General features: G+C 47.1%; 14 protein-coding genes. 11 read left to right on the top strand and 3 right to left on the bottom strand.

Annotated elements, in window-relative coordinates; translation table 11 throughout:
• Positions 1-253: 253 nt before the first annotated feature.
• The 5 genes from LG211_RS09690 (at position 254) to LG211_RS09670 (ending at position 8,310) form a co-directional block, all read left to right on the top strand.
• Entirely contained in the window at positions 254-1,696 is a 1,443-nt protein-coding gene (locus LG211_RS09690; RefSeq protein WP_148394998.1) for an APC family permease, read from the top strand.
• Positions 1,697-1,788: 92 nt separating this feature from the next.
• Positions 1,789-3,210 (top strand): APC family permease, encoded by a 1,422-nt coding sequence (locus LG211_RS09685; protein ID WP_148395000.1) that lies wholly within the window; start codon positions 1,789-1,791, stop codon positions 3,208-3,210.
• Entirely contained in the window at positions 3,211-5,181 is a 1,971-nt protein-coding gene (locus LG211_RS09680) for an ATP-binding protein (protein ID WP_148395002.1), read from the top strand. It abuts the gene before it with no gap.
• A complete protein-coding gene (locus LG211_RS09675; protein ID WP_148395004.1) occupies positions 5,174-6,547 on the top strand; it encodes a sigma-54-dependent transcriptional regulator in 1,374 nt (457 codons plus the stop codon). Before LG211_RS09680 ends, LG211_RS09675 begins: the two co-directional genes overlap by 8 nt.
• An 80-nt stretch (positions 6,548-6,627) precedes the next feature.
• Positions 6,628-8,310 carry an APC family permease gene (locus LG211_RS09670; protein WP_269477391.1) on the top strand — a complete coding sequence of 561 codons (1,683 nt, stop codon included), beginning with the start codon at positions 6,628-6,630 and terminating at the stop codon, positions 8,308-8,310.
• Positions 8,311-8,388: 78 nt separating this feature from the next.
• Here LG211_RS09670 and LG211_RS09665 read toward each other — a convergent pair whose 3' ends face one another.
• From LG211_RS09665 to pepF, 3 genes are read right to left on the bottom strand one after another with little or no spacing between them, the layout of a single operon-like run.
• A complete protein-coding gene (locus tag LG211_RS09665) occupies positions 8,389-9,291 on the bottom strand; it encodes an RluA family pseudouridine synthase (protein WP_148395008.1) in 903 nt (300 codons plus the stop codon).
• 14 nt (positions 9,292-9,305) lie between these two features.
• Positions 9,306-10,115, bottom strand: a complete 810-nt coding sequence (locus LG211_RS09660) for an NAD(+)/NADH kinase (protein ID WP_148395010.1) — start codon at positions 10,113-10,115, stop codon at positions 9,306-9,308.
• 2 nt (positions 10,116-10,117) lie between these two features.
• A complete protein-coding gene (gene pepF / locus LG211_RS09655) occupies positions 10,118-11,917 on the bottom strand; it encodes an oligoendopeptidase F (protein ID WP_148395012.1) in 1,800 nt (599 codons plus the stop codon).
• A gap of 195 nt (positions 11,918-12,112) precedes the next feature.
• Between pepF and murI the strand changes: the two genes are divergently transcribed.
• The 6 genes from murI (at position 12,113) to rarD (ending at position 20,231) form a co-directional block, all read left to right on the top strand.
• Positions 12,113-12,940 (top strand): glutamate racemase, encoded by an 828-nt coding sequence (gene murI, locus LG211_RS09650; protein WP_148395014.1) that lies wholly within the window; start codon positions 12,113-12,115, stop codon positions 12,938-12,940.
• Positions 12,937-13,563 (top strand): hypothetical protein, encoded by a 627-nt coding sequence (locus LG211_RS09645; RefSeq protein ID WP_227755220.1) that lies wholly within the window; start codon positions 12,937-12,939, stop codon positions 13,561-13,563. The genes murI and LG211_RS09645 overlap by 4 nt, the downstream gene beginning before the upstream one ends.
• Positions 13,564-13,625: 62 nt before the next feature.
• Positions 13,626-13,811, top strand: a complete 186-nt coding sequence (locus LG211_RS09640; RefSeq protein ID WP_148395018.1) for a hypothetical protein — start codon at positions 13,626-13,628, stop codon at positions 13,809-13,811.
• A 515-nt stretch (positions 13,812-14,326) separates the two neighbouring features.
• Positions 14,327-16,549: an ABC transporter ATP-binding protein/permease gene (locus LG211_RS09635; RefSeq protein WP_269477390.1), complete on the top strand. Its 2,223-nt coding sequence runs from the start codon at positions 14,327-14,329 to the stop codon at positions 16,547-16,549.
• Between the two features lie 2 nt (positions 16,550-16,551).
• The gene (locus LG211_RS09630; protein WP_253019642.1) at positions 16,552-19,002 is read left to right on the top strand and encodes an ABC transporter ATP-binding protein/permease; all 2,451 of its coding nucleotides are present in this window, start codon (positions 16,552-16,554) and stop codon (positions 19,000-19,002) included.
• Between the two features lie 326 nt (positions 19,003-19,328).
• On the top strand, positions 19,329-20,231 hold the full coding sequence (gene rarD, locus LG211_RS09625) for an EamA family transporter RarD (protein WP_269477389.1): 903 nt from the start codon (positions 19,329-19,331) through the stop codon (positions 20,229-20,231).
• Positions 20,232-20,240: the final 9 nt, after the last annotated feature.

The following is a 20,240-nucleotide window of genomic DNA, read 5'->3' as shown; positions in this document are numbered from 1 at the left end:
ATCCGTTTCCTGTGCCCGCTGTGCGTAACCGACGCTCAGATCGATGCTGGTCTTGAGATTTACGAAGAAGCAATCAAAGAATGTTTATAATCACCAATTAATTGGTAACCGTTTTTTCGAATTACCATTGTCCGCGTAACAAGAAAAAGACATCAACCAGGTTTTATTTTTGGAAACGGTCCGCCGGGCTATCGGCGGATGCGTTTTCGGCAATTATATAATTTTATGTATTTGAACAAAGGAGAGAGTAATTATGAGTCAAGGAGGAAGACAAGAACTCCAGAAGTCCCTCAATATGAAGGACGTTCTGGCACTGGCTTTCGGAACAATGATCGGATGGGGCTGGATTATGCTGGCCGGATCCTGGGTGCACAACGGCGGCGTTGTAGGCGCAATACTGGCATTCGCACTGGGCGGCGTGATGGCCATATTCGTAGGTTTGACCTATGCGGAGCTGACACCGGCGCTGCCTCTTGCAGGCGGCGAGCTGGTATTCTCGTACAGAGCCATGGGCTACAATGCATCTTGGTTTACTGGATGGATGATCACCCTGGCTTATCTGGGCGTAGCAGCCTGGGAAGGTCCTGCCCTTTCCAACGCGCTGGGATTCCTCTTCGGCGGAGTTCTGCCGGATTTGGGAACCCTCTATACGGTACAGGGTTCTGATGTAACGGGAATGTTCCTGCTGATCGGGAGTATAGGCGCGGTTATCATGACCTTCATCAACTACAGAGGCGCCAAAGCGTCGGCTGTTTTCCAGACAACAGCCACCATCGCCATGGCCATCGGCGGTATCGCATTCTTCTGCACAGGCGCGATCAAAGGCGATGTCAGCAATATGATACCTACTTTCACAGATGGAAGCGGTTTTGTAGCCGTAGTTCTGGCCGTACCTGCCATGTTCGTTGGATTCGACGTTATCCCGCAGGCAGCGGAAGAAATGAATATGCCCCTCAATAAAATCGGTAAAGTTATGATTATCGCCATCAGCATGGCGGCAGCATGGTACATGATCATGATTCTGGGTGTTGCCCTTTCCGCACCGGAAGCGATCCGGACCGGGTTTGTAAATGACCCTAACGCGGTTCCAGTTGCCAACTGCTTTGCTTATGCTCTGGGACACCCGGTATTCGGTAAACTGATGATCATCGCGGCTATGTGCGGTATTCTGACCTCTTGGAATGGATTTATCGTAGGAGCATCGAGAGTTATCTTCTCCATGGCAAGAGCTCACATGCTTCCGGCTATCTTTGGAAGAGTTCATCCCAAATACGGTTCCCCGACAGCTGCAGTACTGCTGGTAGGCGTAATCACAATTCTGTCGCCGCTTCTGGGAAAGAGCGCGCTGGTATGGTTTGTAGACGCAGCGGCCTTTGGTACAGTTGTAGCTTACTTTATGGTATCCCTTTCCTTCCTCATTATCAGAAAGAAGGAGCCGCAGCTGGATCGTCCGTTCCAGATTAAGGGCGGAACACTGGTAGGTATCGTAGCTGTAGCAGTAGCGCTGTTCATGGCATCCCTCTATCTGCCGATCTACAGCCCGACTCCGCTGACTGGAATCGAGTGGGCGCTGGTAGGCGGCTGGATCGTACTTGGTGTGGTTCTGTTCATCATCAACAAGTGTTCGGCTAACGGCAAGGTTTCTAAAGCTGAAATCGAATATCAGATGTTTGGCGACGATTACAAGAGATTCTAGTTATTCCTTTCAATAACCGGAAATATTAAGTATAATAGGGTAGTGGGCAAAATGCCCGCTGCCTTATTTAATTGTAGTGATACGGAGAGCTTATGGAGAACAATCGCAACAGCTTGAGCAGAGTTTTGGGCCGGACGGACATTCTGGCCATCGGTTTCGGCACCATGGTGGGATGGAGCTGGGTCATGCTGGCTACCACCTGGCTGACACAGGCCGGATTCTGGGGGACGATCATCGCATTTATCATCGGTGCTTTGATTATTATGGGCGTGGGGGCCGCCTATGGAGAGCTTACTTCCGCGCTGCCCCTGGCTGGCGGAGAAGTGGTTTATGTGTACCGTGCGATGGGAGCAAAAGTTGCCTGGATGGTGGGATGGGTCATGGCTTTGGCCTATTTGGGCGTCGCAGCCTGGGAAGGTATCGCCTTGGCGACGGCTTTGGATGCGATGTTTCCGGTGGGACAATTTTTGCCTTTATGGGATATCGCCGGATACACGGTGCATTTTTCCTGGGCAATCATCGGTATGGCAGGCGCTGTAGTCATGCTTCTTCTCAATCTCTTCGCCTCAAGACCGGCGATTATCTTTCAGGTCATGGCTACTGCGGCTGTCATTATTGTGGCCTTGATGCTCCTCTTCGGCGGCATTACCTTTGGCAGCATCGATAACATCGGCGATAAGTTCCGTTCTCTGGACGGATTTATCTATGTGTTTCTGATGATCCCTGCTATGCTGATCGGATTTGACGTCATTCCTCAGTCTGCGGAAGAGATGAACATTTCACCAAGAGGCATTGGAAAGATGGTCCTGGTGTGCATTATTTTCAGCGTGGTTTATTATATGATCATTATCATAGGATTGGCCTTATCAGCGCCGGTGGAGATCCGCATGTCAGGAACCATACCGGCAGCGGATGTAATTTCCTATGCTTACGGGGACCAGACTTTGGGTACCATTCTTATCTTTGGCGGCGTGCTGGGGGTGCTGACTTCTTGGAACGGATTTTTTATGGGAGCCACCAGACTGATCTTTGCCATGGGAAGGGCGAAGATGCTGCCGGAGGTCTTTGGCTGGGTTCACCCCAAATACAAGACCCCGTGGACCGCTACCATCCTGGTGGGCTGCGTCTGTATCGCGGCGCCCCTTTTGGGCCGGGATGCCTTAATTTGGTTTGTGGACATCAGCGCTTTCTGCTCCCTTTTTGGATATTGGTGGGTATGTCTTTCTTTCCTGGTCTTGAGAATGAAAGAGCCGCAGCTAGCAAGACCCTTTCGGGTAAAATGCGGTATTCCGCTGGGAATTGCTATGACCGTGATCTCCGGCCTGTATTTCATTATTTATGTACAAGACACTCTTACCAAAGCCAACTCCATGGATGAAATGGTGCTGCTTGGAGTATGGATGGTCCTGGGCCTGATTATGGCAGCCTTGGCAAAGGGCGAATTTGGAAAAATCAGCAGACTGGAAAGGGATATTCTCATCTTTGGCGAAAAGCTGGCAAGGAGGAAAAACTAGATGAAAAAAAGAAATAAAGAAGTCCTTTTCATCATCATTCTCCTGGCAGCTATTCTGGCCATGGTTCTTTATTCCGCTGTTTCCGATTCCTATCGAATTTCGCCGGACAAAGAAAACAATCTGGCGCTCAATCAATCAGAGCTACGCTTTGTTACGGAAAAAAAGAAGGTTATCTTGACGGTTTCTAAAGAGTTGGACTATCTGCAGAAAGGGTTTTTGGAGGAATACATACAATCCATTGCAGAGCCCTCCGGACTGCGGATTAAATTGGTTGAACAGGATGAGAAAGAGGCTGATGCCCGGATCGTTGTTGTGGATGATGTTCTTAGAAGGCAGCTGGACGAAATTAGTTTTACCGCACCGCTCTTTCAGGTGACGGGCACCATGTTTATCAATCAAGAATCCAGCTCTGCCAAGAAAATTCTTCAAGGAATATGCATCAAAGGGCAATTTACAGATGAAGAAAAACGAACCCTTTCCTATGACGGCAAAGCAATCGAGCTGACAGAGGTCGAAGGGACTGATCAAGCGGTTAAGCTGGCTCAAGAGACCAATGCAGACTGTATTCTGGGAGATCAGCCTGGGATCATAGCGGCACTTTCCAGCCGGGAGCTTACCGGCAAATATGTGGATATGTATGCCAACCTTTACAAAAACAACGTCTGTATCATGACGGATAAAGAGGACGGGGTTCTTTACAGCATATTGAACCAATGCATTCAGGAGGCGGACACCCGGGTGCTGATGGGGCGCGCCCAGGAGCATTGGTACGGGCTGGGCGACGCTTTTGTGAAGGAAGGCAGATATAAAGACGCGGCGGCGCTTTTAATCATCGTCTTTGCGGCAGTGTTCTGCGCCTTCTTCTTTTATTATCAATCTAATAAAAATTTATATAACGAATTGACAGAGCGGATGAATCAGCTGACCGCCAGCAAGCAGGAGATGCAGACCACGTTCAACGGCGTGTCCTATTATATGGCGGAGCTGACGCCTGAAGGGGCGATTTTGGATATCAATAAAGCTTTTCTCAATTACATTAATCGGCAGGTGATGGGAAGCACCATTGCCGAGGCCCTGGAATTGTCTCCCGAATTGACTGATATTCTGGAAACGATGCTTTTTGATACACGGGATACAAGAAGAGGGACTTCCAGAGAGATTACACTAAAAAATCGAATTCTGGAGGTGAATATTTTCCCGATTCTAAACCCCAAAGGTGAGGCCGAGAAACTGCTTTTTATGGCCAGTGACGTGACCAGGGAACGGATGGCTGAGCGCCAGATGCTGCAGGATAATAAAATGATTGCGGTGGGGCAGCTGGCTGCAGGCGTGGCTCATGAGATCCGAAACCCGTTGGGCATTATCCGCAATTACTGTTATGTCCTCAAAACTATGAACGATGAGGAGGCGCAGGAACAGGCCGTGCAGGTGATCGAAAAATCCGCGAAAACAGCTGGAAACATTATCGATAACTTGTTGAACTTTTCCCGCATATCCAAGAAGCAGGTTCAAGAAGTATACATAAAAAAGCATATTAATTCGGTGATTTCTCTCAACAGAGGCATGCTGAAGAAAAAACAAATCGATATTACAGTCCGATGCGGCGAAGACTTTCAAGTAAAAATGGCTGTGGAGTCCTTTGATATGATCTTTATCAATTTAATTTCCAATGCGGTCGACGCCATGGAAGAGATGGGGCGGCTGACGATCGTAGTTTACCGAACAGAAGACGAGTTCTATGTGGAAGTGCGGGATACGGGCACTGGGATCGAGGAAGGGATCATGGAAGATATCTTCAATCCGTTCTTCACCACCAAGAGCATGACCAAAGGAAACGGTCTGGGCCTTTACATCGTATATAATGAAATTCAGAAGATGAACGGCGAGATCAAAGTTACGAGTATAGTGGGAGAAGGCACCACCTTTAAGGTGATTCTTCCTATCAGAATGGAGGAGGATAAACTTGAGTAAGGGAAATAATTTTAATATTTTAGTTGTGGATGACGAACAAGACTATTGCGATGTACTGAAAATGATTCTGACGGGCAAGGGATACAAGGTGGACACCTGCAGCAATGGGCAGGAGGCTGTGAAAAAACTGGAGAAAAAGCCCTTTGATTTAGTAATCACCGACTTGTGCATGCCGGTGATGGACGGCCGCCAGCTGCTGGAAGAGATTAAAAAACGGGAGTATGATACGGAAGTAATTATGCTGACCGCCCATGGAACGATTGAAAAAGCAGTCGATGCCATGAAAGCAGGTGCTTACACCTATGTAACCAAAGGAAGGGATCCGGAAGAGCTTTTCCTGGAGATTCGCAAGATTCGCGATACCAAGAAAATCCGCCGGGACAACGCTATTCTCAAAGAGAAGGTCAGCGGCCGCTTCATGCTGGAGAGCCAAAATAAAAAGTACCGACAGATGCTGGAGCTGGCAGAACGAGCTGCTCAGAGCGAATCCAATATTTTAATCTTGGGAGAATCGGGTGCTGGCAAGGAGGTGCTGGCCTCCTTCATTCATCAGAAGAGCAAACGCTGCGACGCTAACTTTATGGAATTAAACTGTCAAGCGCTGTCTGAGTCCATTCTAGAATCCGAGCTGTTCGGTCATGAGAAGGGTGCGTTTACAGGAGCGGATAAGCGGAGAATCGGACTCTTTGAAGCGTCCAACGATGGCACGCTATTTTTAGATGAGATCGGCGGCGTTTCCATCAATTTGCAGGCAAAGCTTTTGAAGGCCATTGAAAACAAGCAAATCTATCGTTTGGGCAGCAGCACGCCCATCAATGTGGATTTTCGTCTGATTACGGCCACCAACCATAACCTGCAGCAGGATATGAGCGACGGTTGTTTCCGGGACGATTTGTTCTACCGGATCAGTACCATTGTGCTGGAACTTCCGCCGCTGCGGGACCGTCCGGAAGATATTCCGCTATTCATCGAATACTTTTTCGACAAGTACCAGCGGGAAATGAATAAGGTGATCACGGATATCGAACCCAGAGTCAGTCAGCTTCTCAACGGCTATCATTACCCGGGCAATGTGCGAGAGCTGAAGAATATAATTGAACGGCTTGTGGTTCTGTCGGAACGGGGTGAGATTTTGGAAGCATATCTGCCGTCCGACGTGGTTAAAAATCAAAATTACCGGCCGGCCGCTGCGGTAAGTGAGATCGATTATACCGTTTCATTGAGAGACTATCGCAGCAAGGTGGAAAAGGAGTATATCACAGGTCTTTTGGAACGGTATCCCAAAGATATGAATAAGGTGGCGGAAATCCTCGACATATCCAGGCGGCAGCTTTTTAATAAATTGGTAGAATATGATTTGAAATAATTGCAAATATTCTGAATTTGAATTATAATAGAAGAACCTAATCGATGCGCACTAATTTTATAAGTTAAGGAGGCGATAGCATGAGTGAACTGAAAAAAAGTTCGACCATGGTAGATGTCGGTGAACATGGGTTAAAAAAACATGATATCAAGACATCGACGGTGGTATTCATGATCTTCTGCCTGGTAGCTGCGGGTTGCTATGGAATAGAAGAAATGATTCCTGCTTCCGGTCCCGGCTTGACTTTAGTCATGCTGATGGTGCTCCCCTTTGTCTGGGGGCTTCCATTCGGTCTGGTTGCTGCAGAATTGGGTTCTGTTCGGCCGCAGGAAGGCGGTTATTACAAGTGGGTGCAGGAAGCTCTGGGAGAATTTTGGGGGTTTCAGGCAGGATGGTGGAGAACGGTTTCCATCTATATTGACAATTCCCTGTACGTTATTTTAGTAGGCGGTTATATTGCCGGGCAGTGGAACCTTTCCCATACGGCGGAAATGATCGTCAAAATCGTTGTTATTGCAATCTTTATCTGGGTTAATATTCGAGGTATCAAGGATGTGGGCATTGTCAGCACCGTTCTGGCGATCTTTGTTATTGTAGCTTTTGCTATGATTGCTGTTTGCGGGTTTACCAATATGGACCACAATCCATTCATGCCGTTTACGGCAGACGGAGAAATCACAGGAGCCAAAGGAATTCCATTTGCCGATTGGGTGGCTTATATCGGAGGCGGCCTGGCTATGGGCATGTGGATGTACTCTGGTTATGAATCCATGTCCACGATTGCGGGGGAGGTAGCCAATCCACAAGTTATTCCAAAGGCTACAATCATTACAGTGTCTCTGATCATGGCGACCTATATTCTTCCGACGGCAGCAGCTCTCGGTTCTTTGGGACTTTGGGAACAGTGGGGCACAGAGCCGGGAACGGTGGGATACGCAGATGTTGCCGCTCATTTCTGGGGGCCGGCATTCGGCGTGTTCTTCGTAATCGTAGCAGTTGTGGCAAACTGTTCAATTTTCAATACCTATATTGCTTCCGGTTCCCGCGGATTCTTTGCGCTGGCCGATGATTATCTGGCCCCGCCGATTATGGTTAAATGCGACAAGAAACATGGTGTTCCATGGGTAGCGGTCTTATCGGTTGGCATTGTCAATTTGATTCTCATTAACTTTGGTTTTGCCCAGGTTGTTATCGTGGATGTATTTATGCTGGTAGCATCTTACATCATGGTTTACCTGTCTGCGATGATCCTTAGAAAGCGGATTCCGAAAGAAGAATACGTGTTCCGTATTCCGGGCGGATATGGTTTCCTATGTTTGATTTGTATCGTACCTATCTTTATTGCGATTGCGCTGTTCTTCCTCAATGGTACTGACTACTTTATCGGCGGGATGATCGGCATTGTTTCCGGTCCGGTTCTGTACGTGATTTGGAAATGGATGTACGGCGGCCTGGCCAAAAAGGATCCGCAGCGATTTCCGATCAATCCAAAGACCAGATTGGCTGTGGGCGATTTGAGAAAGATGTGCGGGATGTTCCTGGGATTTGCAGTTATGGGCGGTTTGGCAGGTCCTTGGCTCAGATGGTATGAAGGTGAGTGGGGGCCTGAATATTATCAGGAGACCTACGGTAATGGGTTCCTCGGCAATTTCGATGCCATGCTCAGCGCTATTGGAATCGCATCGATTGTATTTGCAGTAATCGGCGTGGTTCTGGGTCTTTTGAGCATCAAGCTGGAACCAAAGAAAGACAGGCTGGACTGAGGATTCAGAAGATAAATTAAATATGATGTAATAAAAAGGGCACGATGGATAAATGTCGCGCCCTTTTTTGGACTGAGCCTATTTCTTTCCCCGTAATTGGTCCAAGAGCTGCTGCATATCCTGGGGAAGGGCGGCTTCACAAGAAAGCGGCTCTCCTGTGACCGGATGGGACAGGGAAAGCTGAAAAGCGTGCAGCGCCTGACGTTCGATGAGAAAGGGGTTGGTTTCTCCATATAAGTGATCGCTGACAATGGGGTAGCCGATGTGGGCCAAATGAACCCGTATCTGGTGGGTGCGGCCCGTTTCCAGGGCCAGTTCCACCAAAGAATATCCTGAATTGAACCGTTCGGCTACTTTGTAGTGGGTCACAGAAGGCGCGCCGTCCTTTGTTACGGCCCGCTCCACCCGTTCCGGATCCGGCTGGCCGATGGGAAGATCGATGGTTCCGGCATCGGAAGGGATTAACCCCTTGACGATGGCTAGATAGCGTTTTTCCACCAGACCGGCCTGGCTCTGCTTCATAAAGCTGGCCTGACAGTGGGCGTTTTTGGCTACGGCTACCAGGCCGGAGGTATCCATATCCAGCCTGTTCATAAAGCGTATTTTGTAATTCTGGCCGCTGTCTATCATGTATTTCATAATGCCGTTGGCCAGAGTATGGGTGACGTGTCCCTTGGTAGGGTGGACGACCATGCCCGGCTGTTTGTTAATGACCAGCAGACTGTCATCCTCGTAGACAACAGTGATGGGAATGTCCTCTGGGGTAAAGTCGCTGGTTTCCTGGGGGAGCCGGATGGAAACCACGTCTCCGGTCTTTACCGGCAGCCAGCCATCTGTCTGTTTGCCATTGAGATAAACCAGCTTGTCCCGCTTGATCTTGGTCCGCATGCGGGCGGAAAAATCGAATTTGCGGCGCAGTACGCCTTTGACATCCAGGATGTCTTTATCTTCTTCAGTAAGAATATATCTGAATTGGTCCATGTTTCTCCTAACTACTATAAAAACTTGGTTTTAACCTTGTCCCAAAAATCGTAAGATTCAAAGCGCAGCAGATTGATGATGGTATCGGAAAACTCCACTTTAATCTCCTTTACATCGGTATATTCATGCTCAATCCCATCGTTCATCAGAAAGATGCGGTTGCTCTTGGAGCTTTCCGGCACAACCCCTAAAGAAAGCTCTGAAGGCAGTAAAATGCTGGAAGTAAAGGAACGGTACGCAGTCGTGTTCATGGGAGCGATGGGAGTCACTTGAAGCAGCTTGATTCTCGGATCGACGATTGAACCGCCCAAGGAATAATTATAAGCTGTGCTGCCGGCAGAGGTGGCTACCAGAATTCCATCGCCGCTGAATTTTTCGATGGGACTGCCGCCGATGGAAATATTCAGATGAACCGAATAGGAGTGATTCCCACGGATAACAATTTCGTTCAAACCCCGGTGGATTTCTTTGCTTCCATCCTGAGTGGTGACGGCGGCCTGCACCGTATTCAAGGGCTGCAGGGCATATTTTCCGGCTTTGTAGTCGCGGATAAAAGCATCCAACTTTCGAGGATTTTCGGGAGCCACTTCCTGAAAGAATCCCAGATGGCCGGTATTGATCCCGATAAAAGGACTTTCTGGAAAATCGTAAGTATGTACGGCCTGGAGAAAGGCTCCATCTCCGCCGATACATACGATTAGTTCACTGTCCGGGGCGTACTCTTCCCGAACAGTGAATCCGTTTTCTTCAAACTTTTGAACCAGGACTTCTTTTGTCTCTTGTGACAGGCTGGTGCCATTTGTAAATACGTTGATGTTTCTCATGGCTATACCAGTTTTTCAAATTCATCTACCAGACTTTCGAAAGTCTTCATAGCCTGTTTAATAGGTTCTGGCGTGCTCATATCCACGCCCGCCAGCTTGAGCAGCTCGATAGGATAGTTACTTTCACCAGTCTTTAAAAATTCGATATAGGCATCTTTTGCAGGAGCGCCCTCGTCCAGAATCTTGCCGGATATGGCGGCTGCCGCCGAATAACCGGTGGCGTACTTGTAAACGTAGAAGGCATTGTAAAAATGCGGAATCCTGGCCCACTCATAACGAATGGTATCATCTTTTCCCACAGCCGGGCCAAAGTATTTATCATTGAGCTTCTGGTATTCTTCACACATCCACTGAGCGGTCAATACCTGTCCGTCTTCAATGGCCTTATGGGTTAAATGTTCAAATTCAGCGAACATGGTCTGACGGAAAAGGGTGGTACGGAATTCTTCAATATACAGATTCAACAGATATTTACGCATTTGGGGATCCTGTTCCTGATCCAGCAAATGGCGCATTAACAGGGATTCGTTGACTGTGGATGCTACTTCTGCCGTGAAGATAGAGTGACTGCCATAGATATAAGGCTGAGCCTCTCTAGTGTAGCTGGAGTGCATGGAATGTCCCATTTCGTGAACGATGGTAAAAACATCTTTCAAAGTATCCGTGTAGTTAAGCAGAATATAGGGCATGCTGTCATAGCTTCCAAAGCTGTATGCGCCGCTGGTCTTTCCTTCGTTTTCATAGACATCGATCCAGCCGGCTTCGATCCCTTTGTTCATTCTCTCAATATATTCTCTTCCCAAAGGCGCCAGACCTTCACGCATCATATCCAGAGCCTGTTCATAAGAGATTTTTTTCTTTGGAAGCTCCACCAGCGGAACGTAGATATCATACATTTGCAGATGATCCACACCCAGCAGTTTTTTGCGGATCTCCATATAACGGTGAACCGTGGGCAGATATTCGTTTACAACTTTAATCAGATTGTCGTAGACCTCCTCCGGGATATTGTCGCCGGAAAGGGCGGCCTGGCGGGCAGAGCCGTATTTGCGGATGCGCGCGCTGATGACATCGGTTTTGGTATTGTAGTTATAGGCTGAGGCAATGGTGTTAATCATGGATTTGTAAGCTGCGTACATATGCTCATAAGCTTCTTTTCTGACGCTGCGGTTATGGCTTTCCATGAACGTGATATAATTGCCGTGGGTCAGCTCCACTTGATCGCCATCCTCGTCTGTAATGGTCCCGAACTTTATATCGGCATTGTTGAGCATCGTGAAGATGTCGTTGGTGGCGCCGGTAATTTCGCCCATTTGGGCAAGAATGTTTTCTTCCGCCTTGGTGAGGACGTGCTCCTTTTCCCGCAGCACATCGCGGATGACGAACTCATACTGTTTTAGACCGGCTTCCTCTTCAATATAAGAAAGAAGAGTATCCTCCGGAGCATCTAAAAGTTCCGGAGTGAAAAAGGACATGGAAGCCGATACCTGTGCGATGATGGTCTGGCATTTATCCGTCATTGCCTGATATTTGGTTTCCCGATTGTCCTCGTCGCGGCGCATTCTGGCATAGACAAAGACCTTCTCCAGCTTTTGCCAGATGGCGTCCCTCGCGCGAAAAGCTTCCAGCAGCATAGCCGCGTTTTCCGTCAGATGACCGGCAAAACGGCCATAGTCCTTGGTTTGGGCCAAAACTTCTTCAATCGTGGCGTCAATGGCCGTTTCATCGGGAAACATGTCCTCGATGTTCCATTTGTATCTTTGATCGATCTGATCTCTGGTTTTCAATGATTTGTCACTCATATCCATTTGCCTCCTTTTTGGTTCTGTTTATTTGCTTCTGCGAATATATTTCTTCGCTCTTTTCTTTACCTCAGCGCCCGTGTCGATAAAAAATACCCGGGTGCGCATTGCGAGTCGCTTGACTTTGTCGTATAATAAAGCGTATTATACATAATGGATTTATTATACCACAAAAAGGAAAGGAAAATCACCAGGATGGACAATCGACCGATAGGTTTTTTTGATTCAGGGCTTGGGGGCCTGACTTGTATCCCCAACTTAATGAAAACGTTTCCCAAGGAAAGGATTATCTATTTCGGAGATACGGCCAGGACGCCTTACGGGTCAAAGGCAACTTCGACCATTAAAAGTTTTTCTCTGCAAATTGCAGACTTTCTTGTCAGAAATAACGTAAAGATGATCGTCATTGCCTGCAATACGGTCAGCGCTACCTGTCTTTTCGACTTGCAGCAGCGGTACCCGGATGTACCGGTGGTGGGAATTATCCGTCCGGCGGCTGAGACCATCTCCAAGAGCTGTTCCACCATGAATAAGATTGGGATCATCGGGACAAAGGTAACGATCCAAAGCGGCGCCTATAAAGAGCAGGTACACAGACTTAATGACGAGCTGGATATTTATGAAACGCCATGCCCGGCTTTTGTACCTTTGATCGAAGAAGGTATCATCCAAAACGATATCATGGACTTGACCATAAAATATTATCTGGACGACTTCATTCTGGAAAACAGACTGGATACGGTGGTGCTGGGATGTACCCATTACCCGCTGATTCGTTCTAATATTAAAAGGCTTTATCCATCTCTTCGAATCATAAATCCTTCGGAAGAGATCATCCACAGCATTGAGAGGATCCTGAGAGAGCGGGATATGCTGGCGGGGGACTTTGACTTTGAGAACGTATTTTATGCCAGCGACCTTTCCGAGAATTTTGTCAATATGATCGACCGAATTTTCCATGATGAAGATATAAAGGTAAAGTTTAAAAATCTTGAACTGGAGTCAGTGGAGGAGAAGAAATGAATTTTGAGACTTTGTTAGAATTCCTGGAGCTGGAGAGCGCGGACGAATTCGAGTATTTTGAAAACCTGGCGGATCTGGTAGAGGCGGATGCGGAAATTCTGCCGGAGGCTGTTTATCAGTTGTTTGAAGGGATAGAGATGGAGATTTTGGCAGAGCTCATGGAGAATTACTTTGAAGAAATGCTCAAGGCTGTACCGGAGGATTCCGTTGAGATGTATACGCTCCTGGAGTCGGTAAAAATGGCGCTGATCGGCATGTCGCGCAATATCGAGGAGGAACAGGATCTGGTGCTTTTATCAGATGAATTCTGCCGTTTTCGCAACTGGTACTCGCTGGACTCAGCGGTATGGGTGCGGGAAATCGGCGAAAGCGGCAGCCGTGAGAAGGGGATGCCGCTTCGGGATGCTTTGACCTTATCCCGTATTGAAAAGCTGGGCGGAGAAGAGTTCGAATATATCTTTGATGAAGCTTTAAATTTTGAGATGGATCAGTATACCATGTCCTTTGCGGATCTGGCGGCGGAAGAAGCCGCCCAGGAGCTGGAAGAAGAGACGGAACAAGATCAGGAAGACCCGGAACTGAAATATACAGACTATGTTTTTTCTCCTGACAAACTCCATTAATCACAGTTTGCGTCAAACCTGCATAGTATGAATTAAACAATTTGTATTATGGAGGTTTTTTTATGGATGAAAGAGAATGCTGCGAACGGGAATGTTTGCGGGACTGCAAAGAAAAATGCTTTGAAGAATGCTGCTGTGATAACAACAACGGCAGCAATATCATTTGGATTTTGATTGTATTGTACTTACTGTTTTGCAACAATAACAACGGACACGGCAGAGGCGGTCTGTTCGGCGGATTGTTCTAAGTCAGGCAGGTAAAAAAGAGACTGGGCGCAGGTGCCCAGTCTCTTTTTGTTGGGATACTGCCGATCATCGGATTTAATCGTGATCACTTGCCAGCAATTTTTCGTGAATCGCTTTTGTGTCCAGCTGGCGATGTTCTTCCATATATTGATAGATCCGTTTCACTTGTGCTGCATTCTTCAGCAAGTATTCTGCGATCGCCTCCGGAGTCACTTGCGCAGGGTTGGCCCCTTGAGTGTTGAGGAAAATCCGGGTCGCGCCGTCCGCCAGTGCCAGATCCGCCCCTTCTTCGCCCCCTCATGGGGACGTGACCGAATTACTGCCTTTTTAGAAATCTGAAATGAGGTGGCAGCTGTGCATAATAGCGGCTCAGTGGTTTACCATAATGAAAACGAGATATTTCGCGTGAAATTAGTACCGGCAACAAAAAAGAACCAGTGACAAGACTGGTGCATTGTGGTAAAGTAATAGAATAGTGTAGCTCTGTGTATGAATAAAAGAAAGGTTGGTGAATTTTTTGATCCGATTAAAAAACGTATCGAAATTTTACTACAGCAAAGGCATGATCGCCAGCGGATTTTCCAAGGTGAATCTTGAATTTGAAGTAGGAGAATTCGTTGTGATCACAGGCGAGTCGGGAAGCGGCAAGACGACTCTGCTCAATGTAATTTCCGGTCTGGACTCCTACGAAGAAGGGGAGCTTTACATAAACGGCCGCGAAACCAGTCATTATCTGGCCGCTGATTTTGAAGAGTACCGAAAAAAATATATCGGCAACATCTTCCAGAATTTCAATCTGATCAACAGCTATACCGTCTATCAGAACGTGGAGTTGATTCTGCGGATCAACGGGTATAAAAAGAGCCAGATCAAAGAGAAGGTCCCAGCGATTATCGAGCGGGTAGGACTCACCGAATATACAAAAACAAAAGTCTCCAAGCTCTCAGGGGGACAGAAACAGAGAGTTTCCATCGCCAGAGCGCTTGCCAAGGACACCTCCGTGGTGGTGGCCGATGAGCCCACGGGAAACCTGGACAGCAAATCAGCGGAAGGGATTGTCCAGCTTCTTAGCGAAATCTCAAAGGACAAACTGGTCATCGTCGTTACCCACAACTACGATCAGTTCGCGTCATACGCAACCCGAAAGATCAAGATGCATGACGGAAAGGTGGTGGAAGACGAACAAATCACACCGCGCCACAGCGCCCAGCCCCAGAGCCAGCAGGCGGAACCGGCGGTAGGAAATCTTTCCGCAGGGAGCAAGGTAAGGCTGGGACTGCGCAATACCTTTAACATTATTCCCAAGTTTTTACTTCTGTTAGTTGTATTTCTTTTTGTTGTGCTTGCGGTCACCTCTGAATACACGACCTTTAAACAGAGCGATGACGAAGCGGCAAAGATGGGCTACAACGACTTTTTCCAAAACTACAGCCAGGATCGAATCATTCTCAAAAAGGCGGACGGAAAGCCATTCACAGACGCTGATTATCAGCAGCTGCAGACAACGGCCAACGTAAAATCCGTAATCCATGAAGATATCCTGCTGGACAATACCATTTACATTGAAAGCGGCGACTTTTATTACGATGCGTTCCCCAGATCCATGAACGATTTCAAAGGAAAGATTGCAGAAGGCAGAATGCCGGAAAAAGAAAACGAGGTCATCATAGCAGGTTCCTCAGAGGATTATTATTTGCAAGCAGACAATGTAGCGGAAATACTCGACCATACTTTTACCGTCGCAACGCCGACAGAAACCACCATGAAAGTAAAAGTGGTCGGGGTTTCTTATGAAGAACCTGCCGATAATATGTTCTTTTACAGCGGCAATATTTATATGCAGGACAGCCGTATTGAAAAGCTATTACGAGAAACTTACGGTTACAGAAGCAAGGTCACGACAACGGCGGGCGGCAATGCCCTCCAATATGAGGGCGGAGGCATGCTTTACCGGCCAATGGCCAGCAGCAAGGTGGAAAAGGGTACGTGCCTTGTCTCGGAAGAATTCAACGGATTCTATGAAAAGGGCAAAGCGGTGGATCAGGAAATCACCATTGCCGCTAGAAATATTTTTTACAACAAATCAATTAAATTAAAGATAAAGGATACTTACAATAAAAAGAACTTCACGGCCAAGACTGATCTCAAGGATTTTGAAGACAATGACGGCGCCATCTACATCAATAAAACCGATTATAATAAGCTTTTCCAGGGTGGGAATTATCAGAGTACGGTCTACGTCAAGGATACAAAAGAAATTGACAGCACGGTTTCCGCTCTAAAAAAGATGGGTTACGAGACGCTGGCTATTAAAGATACCATATACAATATGTCGGAAGATCTAACGTCGATCGTTCAGGTGCCGATCGCGGTCATTTTACTGGTGGCGGTATTCTTTATTTCCTATTTTGTCATCCGCCTGATTCTTCGGTCCCGGGTGTCCTATTTCAGCATCCTCAGAATGCTGGGACTGGCGAAAAAGAATATCCGCAGAATTCTGGATATCGAACTTTTTGCTATCGTCAACATTGCCTTCGTCCTGTTTTTGATCGTCGTGCTTTTGGTCAATTACAACGTTATTCAAGTTGAATATCTGAAAACCCTGATCGAATATTTGAAAGTCACTGACTACGTGATCCTTTACGCGGTCCTCTTTGTCATGTCCTACTTGATTTCCGGCAAATTTGCCCGAAGCTTATTCAAAAAGACGGCAATGGGTTCATTTAGAGAGGAGGCGTAGTCATGATAAAACTGGAACAGGTAAATAAATATTTTAATAAACGGAAAAAGAATGAAATCCACGTTATCAATAACACATCTCTGGAAATGGAGCAGACGGGTCTTGTGGCGCTGCTGGGTCCCAGCGGCTGCGGAAAAACCACGCTGCTCAACGCCATTGGCGGCCTTGATAAGGTAAACGGCGGACGGATCTTTATCAACGGTCAAAGAATCACCCGCAGACGGTCGGGGAAGGTGGATCAGATCCGAAACCTCAATGTGGGCTATATCTTCCAGAATTACAACCTGGTGGACAACATGACGGTTTTCGATAATGTAGCTATCGCCCTGAAGATGGTGGGCGTTAAGGATAAAAAGGAGATTGAAGAAAAAGTAAACTATGTTCTGGAAAAGGTGGATATGTACCGGTACCGTAACCGTTACGCGGATATGCTCTCCGGCGGTGAACGACAGAGAGTGGGCATTGCCAGAGCGATCGTCAAAAATCCGGCGATCATCATTGCTGACGAGCCTACCGGTAATCTGGACAGCAAGAACACCATCGAGGTTATGAACATCATCCGCTCCATTTCCCAGGACCGACTGGTTATTCTGGTGACCCACGAGGAAAAGCTGGCGGATTTCTACGCTTCGAGGATCATTCGTATCCGCGACGGTGAAGTGGTATCCGATGAAGAAAACCAGCACGCCAACAATTTGGATTACCGGCTGGAGCATAAAATCTATCTCAAAGATATCCCCGATCACAAGCGGCTGAACACCGATTTGTACAAGATTGATTTTTATAATGACAGCAAAAATCCGGTCAAACTGGATATTGTGGTGAGAAACGGAAATATCTATATTCGTACCGAAGAAGGAAAGGACCGGCTGGAGGTTATCGACGATAATTCCAGCATTGAACTGGTAGATGAACATTATAAGGAAATGACCAAGGAAGAGTCCCTGGAAAACAACTTCGATCTGGAGAAACTGGCGCCCAGGGGAAGACGCAGATACACGTCCATACTCAATCCATTCACCATGATTAAACGCGGTTTTCAAACGGTATTCAACTACCCGGTATTGAAAAAAATTCTGCTTTTGGGCTTTTTAATCGCAGCCATGTTCATTACCTATGGGGTCAGCCATATTTTCGGCGTGCTCCACGTCACTGATGATGAATTCGTTACTGCCGATAAATCTTACCTGACGATTGTGGGTAAGAACGTCAGTGTGAAAAGTTATCGAAGCTACGAAAAGGATGATCGATTCCAATATATCATGCCCGGGGATTCCAAAATATCCCTCACCATGCCCTACGATCAATACTTCCAGCTTCAGGACAACTCAGCTTTCATAAGCGGTTCTCTTTCCGATTCCGGGAAGCTGACAGAGAAAAATCTGGCTTACGGACGTTTGCCAGAAAACAAAAAAGAAATTGCAGTGGATAAAATGATCCTCAAGACCGTAATCGATGAGCAACAGACCCAAATGGCCGGTTTCGGCAAAGCAAAGGATTTTTTGAATCAGAAGGTGACCGTTCCTCAGATGGCCGACATGACCATCGTTGGCATCATCGATCTTAAGAGTCCGTGCGTTTATGCGGATCAGGCGATTTTTGTCAATCTGCTGGCCAATGCAGAATCAGAAGAAGGCATGGAAGGCGGCGATATGGGGATGGCAGATACAGAAGAGGGCGGCGACACCAGCCTGCTGGATTACAAGCTGAAGAATAAATCAGTGGAGCTGAAAAAAGGCAGCTGGCCGACGAAGGACTATGAGGTGGTCGTAAACGAAAACAATAAAGAAGAAATGCCCCTTAACAAAGAAATCGCGCAGAAAGTCAACGACCAGAAGCTGAAAGTGGTAGGCTATTATAAGGACAAAGAAAACAGCGACCTTCTGCTCGTCAATAACAATACCATCAAGTACAACTTGATTAAAACGAAATCCAATATTACGGTTTGCCCCAAGGATAAAAAAGAGGCCATGACCGCTCTCCAGGAAGAACAGGTCAATGTGAAAGATATCTACGCGGACAGCAAGAAGGCCTATGAGAAAGAAAACTGGTCGTCCGTTCGTTCTGCGCTGATTATGGCGGGCGTGGTGCTGGCGATTTCCTTTATTGAAATATTCCTCATTATCCGTGCGTCCTTCCTTTCCAGGGTCAAAGAGGTAGGCGTATATCGGGCAATCGGTGTGAAAAAAGGCGATATTTACAAGATGTTTTTGGGAGAAATATTGGCAATCACCACCATGGCCAGTGTACCTGGATTCCTGTTTATGGCGTATATATTGAAAAAGCTCACCGGTTTTGCCATATTTGCCAACCTGTTTCAGGTGACGCCGGCCGTTTTGGGACTGTGTTTGATTCTTCTGTACGGATTTAATCTCATTTTCGGATTGCTGCCGGTATTCCGAACCATGAGAAAGCGGCCTGCGGCAATTCTCAGCAGAACGGATATCAACTGATCTTAACAGAGATCGAAAAGATGCAAAAGCAAGCCTTGCGCTTGCTTTTGTTTTTTCAAAATGGTATACTATTTTGATCAGATTGGTGCGGCTTCGTCGAGAGGTACAGAATAAGTGAAAGATACTCGACGTGGTCAAAAATGTATTATTTTTGCTTGTTGTTGAGACTTTTCCAACGCCTACAGGCTGCAATACCTGACAAAGGCTTTGATATACAAGGGTATTTCCATTTTGGCAGCCTACAAGCCTGTGTTTTAGCTCAACAAATGAGTTGTTTTCCTCGATTGTTGAACCAGCCTCTTAAAAACTGCAGGGAGATCAGACCTATGGATCAGGAAAAAAAGAAATACCGGACCGGACTTGTATGTGCCTTGTCCTGCTCCGTTTTATGGGGCGTTTTGCCTGTTTACTGGCAGGCGCTGCGGCCCATCGAATCGTCTGTGATCATATTCTACCGGATTTTTCTGGTAGGGGTGGTCTGTTTTTTTGCTGCCTTAAAACTGTTCGGCATGGAAGCGATCAAAAAGCCGCTGAGAGTCAAGGGTGCAAAGCTGAAATATTTCATTGCCGGCGTTTTGATCACAGCCAACTGGAGCCTGTATATCTGGGCCGTAAACGCGGACCACGTGATCCAGACCTGCATCGGATATTACATAGAACCGCTGATGGTTTGCGTATTCGGCATCCTTTTTTTCAAGGAAAAGCTGACTAAACACAAGCTGGCCGCCTTTCTTCTGGCCTGCACCGGAGTGGTGATTGTACTTCTTCATTTTATGGAAGTTCCCTTCATTGCGCTGGGACTGGCAACAACCTTCGCGGTTTACGCGGCCATTAAAAAGAGCGTGGAAGTACCTGCGCTGCTGTCGCTGCTTTATGAAACCATGTTTTTATCGCCGGCAGCTCTGGCCGTTGTCATATATTTGGAAGTGACCGGACGGGGAGCCCTGGGAGTTGGACAGCCCTATCAATATGTCATGCTGCTTTTAGTGGGATGTGTTACGGCTGTTCCCTTGGGGTTGTTCGCTGCCGCAGCCAATAAGATTCCCCTTGTGACCTTGGGAATTTTAGAGTATATTTCTCCGTCCATTTCGCTTGTGATCGGTATTTTTCTGCTCAAAGAACCCTTTGATTTGATCCAGTTTTTGGCCTTTGCCGTGATCTGGGTCGGTCTGATTGTTTTTACACTGGGGGAATATCGGGAGAATAAAAACGCAGAGATCCAGCAATGATGAGAATAA

Source organism: Hominibacterium faecale (assembly GCF_020734085.1).
In the GTDB taxonomy this organism is placed as follows: Bacteria; Bacillota; Clostridia; order Peptostreptococcales; family Anaerovoracaceae; genus Hominibacterium; species Hominibacterium faecale.
This window is presented reverse-complemented; position numbering and strand designations above follow the sequence as displayed.